General features: G+C 39.5%; 17 protein-coding genes. 11 read left to right on the top strand and 6 right to left on the bottom strand.

Annotation, left to right across the window (positions count from 1 at the left end; translation table 11 throughout):
- Window positions 1-96: 96 nt before the first annotated feature.
- Complete coding sequence (locus ACO1D1_RS08240; protein ID WP_423335558.1) at window positions 97-1230, top strand: zinc-dependent alcohol dehydrogenase; 1134 nt, start codon at window positions 97-99, stop codon at window positions 1228-1230.
- 89 nt (window positions 1231-1319) lie between these two features.
- Here ACO1D1_RS08240 and ACO1D1_RS08235 read toward each other — a convergent pair whose 3' ends face one another.
- The gene (locus tag ACO1D1_RS08235) at window positions 1320-2408 is read right to left on the bottom strand and encodes a BMP family lipoprotein (RefSeq protein WP_423335557.1); all 1089 of its coding nucleotides are present in this window, start codon (window positions 2406-2408) and stop codon (window positions 1320-1322) included.
- A 289-nt stretch (window positions 2409-2697) separates the two neighbouring features.
- Here ACO1D1_RS08235 and ACO1D1_RS08230 point away from each other — a divergent pair, with 289 nt between their 5' ends.
- The 8 genes from ACO1D1_RS08230 (at window position 2698) to ACO1D1_RS08195 (ending at window position 8125) form a co-directional block, all read left to right on the top strand.
- On the top strand, window positions 2698-3000 hold the full coding sequence (locus ACO1D1_RS08230) for an urease subunit gamma (protein WP_423335556.1): 303 nt from the start codon (window positions 2698-2700) through the stop codon (window positions 2998-3000).
- A 26-nt stretch (window positions 3001-3026) separates the two neighbouring features.
- Window positions 3027-3350 (top strand): urease subunit beta, encoded by a 324-nt coding sequence (gene ureB / locus ACO1D1_RS08225; RefSeq protein WP_423335654.1) that lies wholly within the window; start codon window positions 3027-3029, stop codon window positions 3348-3350.
- Window positions 3347-5059 carry an urease subunit alpha gene (gene ureC, locus ACO1D1_RS08220; RefSeq protein WP_149869722.1) on the top strand — a complete coding sequence of 571 codons (1713 nt, stop codon included), beginning with the start codon at window positions 3347-3349 and terminating at the stop codon, window positions 5057-5059. The genes ureB and ureC overlap by 4 nt, the downstream gene beginning before the upstream one ends.
- A 10-nt stretch (window positions 5060-5069) precedes the next feature.
- On the top strand, window positions 5070-5528 hold the full coding sequence (gene ureE / locus ACO1D1_RS08215) for an urease accessory protein UreE (protein ID WP_423335555.1): 459 nt from the start codon (window positions 5070-5072) through the stop codon (window positions 5526-5528).
- Window positions 5518-6204, top strand: coding sequence for an urease accessory protein UreF (locus tag ACO1D1_RS08210; protein ID WP_423335554.1), 687 nt, complete (start codon window positions 5518-5520; stop codon window positions 6202-6204). The genes ureE and ACO1D1_RS08210 overlap by 11 nt, the downstream gene beginning before the upstream one ends.
- Before the next feature lie 201 nt (window positions 6205-6405).
- On the top strand, window positions 6406-7017 hold the full coding sequence (gene ureG, locus ACO1D1_RS08205; RefSeq protein ID WP_149869725.1) for an urease accessory protein UreG: 612 nt from the start codon (window positions 6406-6408) through the stop codon (window positions 7015-7017).
- Window position 7018: 1 nt separating this feature from the next.
- On the top strand, window positions 7019-7843 hold the full coding sequence (locus tag ACO1D1_RS08200) for an urease accessory protein UreD (protein ID WP_423335553.1): 825 nt from the start codon (window positions 7019-7021) through the stop codon (window positions 7841-7843).
- A gap of 63 nt (window positions 7844-7906) precedes the next feature.
- Window positions 7907-8125, top strand: coding sequence for a hypothetical protein (locus tag ACO1D1_RS08195; RefSeq protein ID WP_423335552.1), 219 nt, complete (start codon window positions 7907-7909; stop codon window positions 8123-8125).
- 224 nt (window positions 8126-8349) lie between these two features.
- Here the strand turns inward: ACO1D1_RS08195 and ACO1D1_RS08190 are convergent, their stop codons facing one another.
- Window positions 8350-9297: an urea transporter gene (locus tag ACO1D1_RS08190; RefSeq protein ID WP_423335551.1), complete on the bottom strand. Its 948-nt coding sequence runs from the start codon at window positions 9295-9297 to the stop codon at window positions 8350-8352.
- A gap of 199 nt (window positions 9298-9496) precedes the next feature.
- Between ACO1D1_RS08190 and ACO1D1_RS08185 the strand changes: the two genes are divergently transcribed.
- Window positions 9497-9745 (top strand): hypothetical protein, encoded by a 249-nt coding sequence (locus ACO1D1_RS08185; protein WP_149869728.1) that lies wholly within the window; start codon window positions 9497-9499, stop codon window positions 9743-9745.
- A gap of 22 nt (window positions 9746-9767) precedes the next feature.
- Here ACO1D1_RS08185 and ACO1D1_RS08180 read toward each other — a convergent pair whose 3' ends face one another.
- The gene (locus ACO1D1_RS08180; protein WP_423335550.1) at window positions 9768-10031 is read right to left on the bottom strand and encodes a hypothetical protein; all 264 of its coding nucleotides are present in this window, start codon (window positions 10029-10031) and stop codon (window positions 9768-9770) included.
- A 3-nt stretch (window positions 10032-10034) separates the two neighbouring features.
- Window positions 10035-10235 (bottom strand): hypothetical protein, encoded by a 201-nt coding sequence (locus ACO1D1_RS08175; protein ID WP_423335549.1) that lies wholly within the window; start codon window positions 10233-10235, stop codon window positions 10035-10037.
- A 219-nt stretch (window positions 10236-10454) separates the two neighbouring features.
- Between ACO1D1_RS08175 and ACO1D1_RS08170 the strand changes: the two genes are divergently transcribed.
- Window positions 10455-10925 carry a hypothetical protein gene (locus ACO1D1_RS08170; RefSeq protein WP_423335548.1) on the top strand — a complete coding sequence of 157 codons (471 nt, stop codon included), beginning with the start codon at window positions 10455-10457 and terminating at the stop codon, window positions 10923-10925.
- Window positions 10926-10934: 9 nt separating this feature from the next.
- Here the strand turns inward: ACO1D1_RS08170 and ACO1D1_RS08165 are convergent, their stop codons facing one another.
- On the bottom strand, window positions 10935-11330 hold the full coding sequence (locus ACO1D1_RS08165) for a hypothetical protein (RefSeq protein WP_423335547.1): 396 nt from the start codon (window positions 11328-11330) through the stop codon (window positions 10935-10937).
- 92 nt (window positions 11331-11422) lie between these two features.
- On the bottom strand, window positions 11423-11728 hold the full coding sequence (locus ACO1D1_RS08160; RefSeq protein ID WP_423335546.1) for a hypothetical protein: 306 nt from the start codon (window positions 11726-11728) through the stop codon (window positions 11423-11425).
- Window positions 11729-11988 lie beyond the last annotated feature (260 nt).

Genomic DNA, 11988 nt, shown 5'->3' with positions numbered 1-11988 from the left:
TTTTTGGAGAAATTTAGCCTTCGGTTATTAATGAATGGATTTGGATACTTTAATTAATGAAACGTTTTTTATGATGACGGATTGAGGTGTGCAAAAATGAAGGCAGTTACTTATCAAGGTCCTAAAAAGGTAGAAGTGAATCAAGTTGATGATGCAAAGATAGAGGACAATGAGGACATTATCGTTAAGATAACATCAACAGCCATTTGTGGGTCGGATTTACATTTATATCAAGGGAATTTCCTCTTGCCGCCAGGGTACATCATCGGTCATGAACCAATGGGGATTGTCGAAGAGGTTGGGCCGGGAGTAACGAAGGTAAAGAAAGGGGATCGTGTGGTCATTCCGTTCACTGTTTCGTGCGGACATTGCTTTTATTGCCAGCATGAAATGGAAAGCCAATGCGACAATTCTAACCCACACTATGATTCAGGTGGGTATTTTGGATACTCAGAGAAGTTTGGTAACTATCCAGGCGGGCAGGCAGAATATTTAAAAGTTCCATTTGGGAATTTTACCCCATTTGTTATTCCTGAGTCGTGTGAACTAGAGGATGAATCCCTGTTATTTTTATCCGATGTTTTGCCTACAGCTTATTGGAGTGTTGAAAATGCCGGTGTAAAAGCAGGCGATACTGTTATTGTACTCGGCTGCGGACCGGTTGGCTTAATGGCTCAAAAATTCTCTTGGATGAAAGGGGCCAAACGAGTCATCGCGATTGATTATTTAGATTATCGGCTTGAACATGCAAAAAAAATGAATCAAGTTGAGATCTATGAATTTACAAAATACCCTGATATGGGTGAGCATTTGAAAGAAATTACCCATGGTGGTGCTGACGTAGTCATTGATTGTGTAGGGATGGATGGGAAAAAATCACCGCTGGAATTTTTGGAGCAGAAATTTAAACTACAGGGCGGAACGCTAGGGCCCATTCAGATTTCAACAAAAGCCGTTAGAAAATACGGGACCGTTCAAATGACTGGCGTTTATGGCGGAAATTATAATGTTTTCCCACTAGGGGCCTTTTGGGTTCGAAATATTTCGCTAAAAATGGGTCAGGCACCAGCCCGGCATTTTATGCCGGGACTATTTGAGAAAATAATGAACAACGAATTTGATCCAAAAGAAATTATTACTCATAAATTATCGCTTGATGAAGCTGACCACGGCTATAGAATCTTTAATAATCATGAAGAAAATTGCATTAAAGTGATTCTAAAACCATAGCCTCTTGAATTTGATGTAGAAAAGGAATTCAAAAAAGCTTATAGACCTCTCGAGAATGTAGAGAATGTCTATAAGCCTTTTTTTGGATTTTATTTGTTTGGATTAAAGTTTTGTAATTCTTTGCGAGTTCCAGGAACTTCAACTGCACCTGATTTAATCTTTTCAATCCATTCATTAACCGCTGCATCAATTTCGTCTTTGTTCGCCGCTTTCGCATTGATAGGGGCTAAGCCAACACCATCTTCAGCTAACCCATATAACGTAACTTCGCCGCCAGGAAAATTGCCATCTTTTGTTTTTGTTGCGAGGTCTTTAACTGCTACATCCACGCGTTTAATGGCTGATGTAAGAACTACATCTTGACCCATGTCAGCTTGGTCGCGGTCAACACCAATTGCCCAAAAGTCTTTTCCTGGGTCTTTGGACTTACGATCATTGGCTTCTTTAAAAAGGCCAACACCAGTAGCACCAGCAGCGTGAAAGATGACGTCCGCACCAGAAGAATACATTTTAGAAGCGATTGCTTGTCCAAGTTCAGCCTTGTCAAACGCACCAGCAAATTGAACGTCAACTTGAACCTCTGGTTTAGCAGCCTTAACACCAGCTAAGAAACCAGTTTGGAACCGTTCGATAACAGGAACGTCCATGCCGCCAATAAATCCAATATGGTTAGATTTTGTTGTTTTAGCCGCTGCAATTCCTGCAAGGAATCCGGCTTCCTGCTCCTTGAAAAGAATGCTTGCAACGTTTGGCAGCTTTACTTCTGCATCCACAATCGCAAATTTAGAATCTTTTTGTTGATTTGCAATTTCCTCAACCGCTGACGGCATTAAGAAGCCAATCGCGTAAACTAAGTCAAAGCCTTCACGAGCAAGTTTATTTAAGTTTGTTGTATAATCGGCATCTGATTTAGAGGCTAGGTAATCATACCCGCCCTTACCTTTGGTTAATCCATTTTCCTTACCAAAATTTTGGAGTCCCTCCCAAGACGATTGGTTAAATGATTTGTCATCAACACCGCCAATGTCCGTTACCATTGCAACAGAGAAGTGATCTTTGTTGTCTCCACCTTTAGTGGTATCGTTGCCCTTGTTATCATTCCCTTTTCCACAAGCACCTAAAAGTGTACCTGCTGCAATTACTAGTGATAGTGCTATTCCCAGCTTACGTTTTTTCAAGATATGTGCCTCCTTAGATGTTGGTAAATAAATATAAACTATTGTTTATAATATAAACTTTCGTTTGTATTATACTTTTAATTATTATTCAGGTCAATTTATTTTGTCCGTACCACACTTAATTATCCATAATTCTAGTTATGCTTCTAATAAAACCTCTTATTTGTTTGACGAGCACATAAATAAATTCCAAATACTGTTTAAAATACATAAATTATGGAGAATTTTATGGAAGTGTGGATATTTTACACAGCACAATATGAATGACAAATTTAAAGGAGACTCGGCGATGTTATTAGTACCACGTGAAATAGACAAACTGATGATTGTTGTGGCGGCTGATCTTGCTAAAAGAAGAAGAGAAAGAGGATTGAAGTTAAATTATCCTGAAGCAGTAGCGCTCATTACTTACGAAGTGTTAGAAGGGGCACGAGATGGAAAAACCGTGGCGGAATTAATGGAATATGGCGCTAATATCTTATCACGTAATGATGTAATGGAAGGTATTGGGGATATGATTGATGATATTCAGGTAGAGGCTACTTTTCCTGATGGAACAAAACTAGTAACGGTGCATGATCCAATTCGCTAGCTATGATAGGAGGGATACAAATGGAAATGGAACCAGGTCAATTGTTTTTGAAAGAGGAACCGATTATTTGTAATGAGGGTAGGGATTTATTCAGGATAAAGGTAACGAATTCCGGAGATCGACCGGTTCAAATAGGTTCACACTTTCATTTCTTTGAAGTGAATGAATCCCTTAAATTTAATAGGGATGACGCATTTGGAAAACGATTGAATATCCCGGCAGGTGCGGCGGTGCGCTTTGAACCGGGTGATGAGAAGGAAGTTGAATTGGTGAGCTATGCGGGAGAACGCAAGGTTTATGGCTTTAACAATAAAACGGATGGATCTGTTGAAGGAGGGTACAACAAGTGAGCTTTAAGATGACGCGGAAGCAATATGCCCAAATGTACGGACCAACTACTGGGGATTCTATCCGTTTGGCAGATACAAATTTATTCATCCAAATAGAAAAGGATTTTACCACGTATGGTGAAGAAGTTGTCTTCGGAGGCGGAAAAGTCATCCGTGATGGAATGGGGCAGCATCCTCTAGTAACAAGAGGGGACGGCATCCCTGATGTTGTGATTACGAATGCAGTTATTTTAGATTATACAGGGATTGTCAAAGCAGATATCGCCATTCGTGATGGAAAAATAGCCGGCATTGGAAAAGCCGGAAATCCATTGATCATGGATGGTGTGGATATTGTCATCGGGGCCTCAACAGAAATTATTGCCGGCGAAGGCATGATTGTAACAGCGGGTGGAATCGATACACATGTCCATTTTATCAATCCCGCACAAGTAGAAGTGGCACTAACAGGCGGACTTACAACGCTAATTGGCGGCGGTACGGGTCCATCAGCAGGTTCAAGGGCTACAACCGTTACCCCGGGTGAATGGAATATTCACCGCATGCTTGAGGCAGTTGAAGGACTTCCGATCAATGTAGGGTTAACCGGAAAAGGCCAGGCGGCAACAGAAGAACCATTAGCAGAACAAATCCGTGCTGGGGTAATTGGTCTGAAGGTTCATGAAGACTGGGGAGCAACCGCTTCTGCCCTAGACTATTCGCTCCGGGTTGCCGATCAATATGACGTTCAAGTAGCACTGCATGCGGATACTCTTAATGAAGGCGGTTTCGTAGAAAATACGATGGCAGCCATTAAAGATAGGGTTATTCACATGTACCATACAGAAGGGGCAGGCGGCGGACATGCGCCTGATTTAATTAAATCGGCTAGCTTTATGAATGTGCTGCCTTCCTCTACGAATCCAACGATGCCATATACTGTGAATACGGTGGATGAACATTTAGATATGCTGATGGTCTGTCATCACTTAAATCCATCCGTCCCTGAAGATATTGCCTTTGCAGATTCACGGATTAGAAAAGAAACCATTGCAGCGGAAGATATCCTTCAGGATATGGGGATTTTCAGTATGACCAGTTCAGATGCACAGGCTATGGGGCGAGTAGGGGAAGTAGTCATCAGGACATGGCAGGTCGCAGACAAAATGAAGATGCAGCGAGGTTCACTAAAAGGAGACGGAAAACTTTCCGATAATAATCGGGCAAAGCGGTATATTGCAAAATATACGATCAACCCTGCGATAACACATGGAATTGCTGATTATGTCGGTTCTATTGAGGTAGGGAAAATTGCTGATCTAGTCATTTGGTCTCCGGCGTTCTTTGGCGTGAAACCGGAATTAGTGATAAAAAGCGGATTCATTGTACACGGAATGATGGGAGATGCCAATGCATCTATACCAACTCCCCAGCCTGTGATTAGCCGTCCGATGTATGCTGCGACCGGGAAAGCTCTGGCAAAAAGCTCGATCACGTTTATATCACAAGCCGCGTATGAAGGGAAGGTTCATGAAAAACTCGGATTAGAGAAACTAATTCTGCCCGTGCATGGAATCCGCAAACTAACAAAAAAAGACATGAAGTTAAACTCTGAAACCCCTGAGCTGACAGTGGATCCTCAAACCTATGAGGTAAGAGTAAACGGGGAGCATATTACATGTGATCCAGTAGACAAGGTGCCGATGGGGCAGCGATATTTTCTATTTTGAGGTGAGATGAATGTTAATTGAAAGAATTGAAACGAATATTGAACAAATGGAAAAGGAAGAAATATTCCGTCGCCATATGGAAAAAGTCTACCTTGACAGTGACCACTTGGTAAAAAGGATTCAGAGAGTTACGACAGACCATGGCAGAGAAATTGGCATACGTTTAAAAGACCAACGTGATCTTATTGCCGGTGATGTACTGTATATGGATGAGAAAAATATGATCGTGATTGATGTGGTCGCGGATGATTTATTAGTCATCAGCCCGCGCAGCATTAAAGAAATGGGAACCATTGCCCATCAATTAGGCAACAGGCACTTGCCTGCACAGTTTGAAGATGATGTAATGATGGTCCAATACGATTATCTTGTGGAGGAACTATTAAAGGAACTAGATATTCCCTATCAGCGGGAAGATCGAAAAGTGAAGCAGGCGTTCCGCCATATTGGTCATAGTCATGGATCATAAATTACTGTCTTTATTGCAGTTATGTGATTCAAACTTTCCTACTGGTGCCTTCAGCCATTCATTCGGACTGGAAAGTTATATCCAGGAGAATATGGTACATAATCATGAGACCTTTTTGCAATGGCTTGAAGTGTATATTTGCGAGCAGCTTATCAATACAGATGGCCTCGCCTGCAGGCTTGTATATCAAGCATTGGATGAGGAAGATTTACTGAAGGTATGGAAGCTGGATCGATTATTAAATGTGCAAAATTTACCCCGTGAAACAAGAGAAGGTACGCAGCGTATGGGTGAACGGATGTTAAATCTTGTTCAGACTTTATATGATATACCAAATTTTTCCGTTTATCGGAAAAGGATTGCGGCAAAACAATCTTTCGGTCACCCTTCAGTTGTTTTTACCATGGTTGCCCATCATCTTGGTATTTCTAAATCAACGACGCTTTTGTTTTACTTGTATTCAGTCGTTTCTAGTCTCGTTCAAAATGCTGTTCGAGGCATTCCGTTGGGACAGACATCAGGACAGAAAATCATTCGTGATGTACAGCCTAAATTAGTTGAAGCAGTAGAAACGGCTCTCCAACTGGAGGAAGCGGATTTTGGCACTGTTTCACCAGGCATTGAATTATCACAAATGAGGCACGAACGTGTAAATATTCGTATATTTATGTCGTAATAAAAGCGGAAGCGCCCTGGTCAGTGGCGTATGGCCTGGAGCACTCCAACTGAGATAAAGGAAACACGAAGAGCCCTAAGCGATTCGATGTTGACTTATCGTAGGGCGGAGAGCGAAGGACACTAGCCACTAGGGCGCTGGAGCTAGACAGTTCTCAAAGTCGAAATTTTAATTTTTTTAAAAGAGAAAGGAAGAGTGGCTATGGAACCAATTAAAATTGGCGTGGGAGGACCTGTTGGGGCAGGAAAAACCATGTTAGTTGAAAAATTAACAAGACATTTAAATGATGAAATTAGTATGGCGGTTGTTACGAACGATATCTACACAAAAGAAGATGCTAAATTTCTTATGCAAAATGGCGTCCTTCCTGCTGATCGAATTATTGGTGTGGAAACAGGCGGTTGTCCACATACTGCTATCCGGGAAGATGCATCGATGAATTTTGCGGCAATCAATGAATTAATTGAAAAACATCCTGATGTTGAGCTGATCTTTGTAGAAAGCGGCGGGGATAATCTTGCTGCAACCTTTAGCCCGGAATTAGTTGATTTCTCAATATACATTATTGACGTGGCACAAGGTGAAAAAATTCCACGAAAAGGCGGCCAAGGGATGATTAAATCAGATTTATTCATCATAAATAAAACGGATTTAGCTCCACATGTAGGGGCAAGTTTGGAAATCATGGAATCAGATACAAAAGTCTTTCGCGGGGACAAACCATTTGCCTTTACAAATCTAAAAGACGATACCGGGTTAGATAACGTCTTAGATTGGTTAAAACACAATGCATTACTAAAAGGGTTGGCTTAAGATGAATGACTGGACTGGTGTCTTACAGTTAGAAGCGGAAGAAAGAAAAGGGAAAACAGTCGCGAAAAAAGTCTATTTCCGGGGCGCATTTAAAGTAATGCGTCCTATTTACCATGATGATTCCGGTCAGGCTTGTTATTATTTATTAAATCCCGGGGGCGGCTATTTAGATGGGGATCGCTACCATATGAAGATCACATTAGGGGAAAATGCTAGATTAACTTTAACAACACAGGGCGCCACAAAGGTTTATAAAACACCAACAGACTATGCATACCAAGAATCAGAAATATTCCTAGGGGCAGGAAGTTACCTTGAGTATATTCCCGATCCGCTGATCGCCTATCAAAATGCAAAATACAAACAAAAAAATGTCATTCGCATGGATCGAAGTGCTACTTTTCTTTATTCAGATATCCTTACCCCTGGGTGGTCACCGGGGGGAGAGCGTTTTAGCTATAAAACCGTTCATTTATTAAATGAAATTTACATGGAAGATGAACTGGTAGTGTACGATCACATTAAATTAAAGCCAACTGAGCAAAATATTAATGGACTAGGATTTATGGAAGGTTATTCTCATTTAGGTTCAATGATGGTAATAAGTGAGCAGGCGGATAGTACATTCCTTGATCAGTTATATACAGCCTTTGATGAGAAGTCATATGATTGTAAAGTCGGACTTTCCTTACTGCCCGTAAACGGATTTACGATTAGAGTATTAGCTAATTCGACGCAAGTCATTGAAAAAATCTTTTCGGACATTCATCAAATGATTAGTCTGGAATGGTTTCAATCAAAGCCAAGCTCACTTAGAAAATATTAAGAGGGTATACGGCCTGATTTTTCTGGAAAAACTCTAAAGGGAAAAACATAAGGAGGCGATTTTATGTTTGAAAACTTTGAAGTATTTCAACTTCAAGAAGGAACCGCACGGGAACAATCACATTTTTCTTTAAATATGGAAGGTAATGATTATAAGGGAATGGTCCATGATGGGAAAATTCATTGGTACAATCCGCATCCAAAGCAAAAGTTTGAAGAAGAACATGTAAGTGCAGTCGAATCGCAGGTCCATCAATTGATGAATGAACATCTTGAATCATAAAAAGAAAGCATCTCTTAAACGGGATGCTATCTTTTTTATGATAAGAATGAATAAATTTCGACTTTGAGAAATGTCCAGCTCCAGCGCCCTAGCGGCTAGTGTCCTTCGCTCTCCGCCCTACGATAAGTCAACATCGAATCGCCTCCGGCTCTTCGTGTTTCCTTTATCTCAGTTGGAGCGCTCCAGGCCATACGCAGCTGACCAGGGCACTTGCGCTTTTCTTGTTAAAATGCAGGTAATACTTTTCGGGCACCGAGGAACAGCCAGGTACAAAATACAAACGGCATGGTTAGTGGTGGAAGTCCATATGGTAAAAGCCAAGTAACAATACTTGCTGAAATCGGGACCGTAAAACATGCAGCAATTGTTCCAAATATAAGACCAGTCTTATGATTCTCATTAAAAACAAGAGAAACTGCAATAATTGTTAAAATGGCATTATATCCGTAAAGTCCCTTGAAAATCAAACTGTGCTCCCCGCCAAGACCATACGATGTTACTAACGCCGCAAGATTGCCCACCATGGCATAAAGTCCAATCCTCCAACCTGCCCAAAACAGTGCAATAAAAAGCAGAATTCCGGAAACAGAATAATCGAGAAAGAAAACTTGGCCGATTCCATTGACTGCCCCATCCAGCCAATTTGCCTCACCTTTTATATTAAGAGTCCAATTGGATAATGATTGCGGCGTGAGGTCCGGGCTTAATTGGAATGTTGTCAATCTGTATGTGGTTAACAGAAAAAACCAGGTTAGGATAATATAGGGGAGTGTAAGAATGGGTACGCCTGTCTGCCGCATGAAATGGATCATCGCTGCAGTAAAGAATGCCGTGATAGCTGCTCCAATAAGCGCAATAATCCAACGGTCCTCACCGCTTAAAAACAAGTACAGAGCCATTCCTGTTAGAACTGAGTTATATCCATATATCCCTTGATTGACACTATTTGGATCTGCCCTGCCAATTTTCGCAATTAACGTTCCGATCACTGCTGAGAAAAGGGTGATTAAGCCTAATGGAACAGAGGCAACGGATATTGCTGCAAAAATAATAAACCCGGAAACAGCATTCTCAACTAAGACTACTTGTGAAATTCCTTTGAGGGTAGTTACCATTAACCAGGTTAATGTTTCCCTGTTTATTACCCTGCTAAGATTGATATGAATGATCACCACTCCTTTTCAGGGCATTCAAAGATTTTGGAAAAAAATCAATGATCGTAAATGGTATTGCAATCAAATTTCTTTATTAAATTTCCCAATTGCATGAAAAAGTATGACTGATAGATGAGAAATTTAATGTTTTCACTGAAATCAACAATTATACATAAGATACCTCATAATGACGAAGTGAGAATGGGAGGAAAAAAGTATGCCTTCTGTCATTAATTTAGGGATTATGAATATTAATTCTCCCCAGCCGAATGCGGCCATTTTTGTTGGTGAATCGATCGTGACTGGTATGGATGGTAACAGAAAATATAATTTGGGATTTGGCGGACTGTATGGTGCTTTTAATGTTGTGGGAGGGAATATCAGTAATAATATCGACAGCTTTGAAATGATTGATGGGGTAATCTTTGACCAAGATTTTAAACCAAATGTAGGCTCCAATGTTTAGAAAAGAATGCAAAAAAAAATCCTTAATTAGGACTCTGATTTTCATGCGGGTTCTCTTTTTTTTGTTTCAGTTTCATTGGACTTGCCTCGTAATTTGTTAAGGATGCATTTGTATGTGCAAAGTTGTTTCGATCCCCATGAATATTCCCTAAGCCTTGGTTATGTTTTTTACTGCTTTTAAAGTCTTCGATAAAATTGTTACCCATGCTAAAACAAGATGCTTCCGATATACTCCCAATTTTAATCGTGCCGATGTGAAAAGTGGGAGAAAGAATAGGGGATGTCATGAATTAATTCTCCTCCCCATTTTCTTTGTTTTTGATCCATTTGCTCCTTGTAACCCGATTTTCATTTCCGGAAATGGTTCCAACTACTTCGTCCAATACACTTTCGTGACGAAATTTCTTATGAGTATTTTGTTTTCCAATGAAAATACCTGATGTATTATTCAATTTGTTAACTGAAACATGATCAAATGTAATTTTAATCATCCCAAGAATTCTCCTTCGCCATTTTTACTAACGTATTCAATTAGTGGGCGAATGACACCATTTTATTATTTGACTAGGCATTTATCACAATCAAGGTACGATGAACATAAAATACAGGAGGCTAAAGGTGGATGGAATAATTGTTACCAAAAATAATCAAAACGTGGTGGGCCATTTATGTTGAAAACGTCACATTTTCATTTCACAGGAGATCTAAATGTGCAAACAATGCAAAGACAATGTGGGATATTTATTGGGGAACGAAATAATGCCGTTGGCTGGAGTTCTCATGGGAAAGAAAACAGTGTTATTGGAAATATTAGCGGCACGTCCAATATCCTTTTAAATAATATCTCAATCTTGAATGACCCGGATTTCATTGATACACCAATTGATGATCGAGATATTAATATTTCTTTTGAATCAAACGGAGAGGATGGCCATATAACGAACCTGGATATGGAGAGTTTAAACGTTAATACGATGTATCAAAATAGTGCAGTATTCGTTGGAAAGGGGCATGTGACTGGAATAGATGGAAACGAAAAAGCGAACTATTCTCAGGGAGGTTTATACGGAAACCATAACCATTTATTAAATAACCTTAATATAAATAACGATCCAGATGTGATTGATGCCATAATGGAGGATCAGGATATTAAAATAGCTAATATTCATAAAGAATCATGATATTTTTCGCTAGAATTTATTTTTAAATCGATACCCCTTGGAGGTTTTTGTTATTTTTGCATCATGAGGGGAAGCTGTGTCGGACATGGCTTCCTTTTTGGCGTTTTCTTTATTCAGCTTGTGAATAAGTGGTTTTGCTAGGTCTTCTGCTCCGTAAATATTATTGCCAATACTAAATTTACCGCTCAAGTCGTCGATTTCTATATTGTCTAATCGAAAGATAATATTTTCTAAATGTTCAATATGAACTTTGTCGATGTGAATATTATTTCCTTCATTTTCTACAGATTGTTTTTCTAGTAATTCAATTATTCGATCTAATTTGATAAATAGAAGGTCATCGACAGTTGCAGCTTTATCCGTTTTAGCTTCTTGTTTCTTTCTGAATGAAAAGAATTTTAACACAGCTTCACCCCCTTAGCTTCATTTTTCTGTGGTATCTCTTAAAAAATCTTATGCAAAGAAAATGGGACTTAGTATTAAACCAATAAGTTGGTTTATTCGTCCCTGAAACTTTTCTTACTTAGTACATAAATACTGCCGCCAAGTGTAAGGACGGAAATAAATTTACTGGCAATGATAAAGTAGCTGGCAGTTTGTGAATCAAGAGTGATGTGAGGGAGTTTAATGAGGCCGATCATGACAAGCATGCTGAAAAGAAGAATGGTGTAATAATATTGATAGGCTTTGTTAACTATCCAACTTCCTTTCTCTTCCTTTTTTGTAGTAAAAACAATCATCGCATAAGACAACACTAACAAGGTCACATACGTTAAGAGCACAACCGCGACACCGATGCCCATAATTTATTTTACAATCTCCTTTCTTTATTAAATATAAAATGGTTTTAATATCGTTCCACTTACAAAATGCCATGTTACATAATTATATTATAACAGGGTATTATGTAACATGCGAAAGAATTGATTGAAGAATGAATTTTGGGCACATTCCCATAGGACGTATCTTTTTTTAAAATGATAAAAAGGTCCCGATTTGAATTGTTTGCAATTTGTTCATTGATTGTTCATATTTAACAGGTATGATAGAAGTTGGAGCATTT

Source organism: Neobacillus sp. 19 (genome assembly GCF_049463095.1).
GTDB lineage: Bacteria > Bacillota > Bacilli > Bacillales > Cytobacillaceae > Neobacillus.
This window is presented reverse-complemented; position numbering and strand designations above follow the sequence as displayed.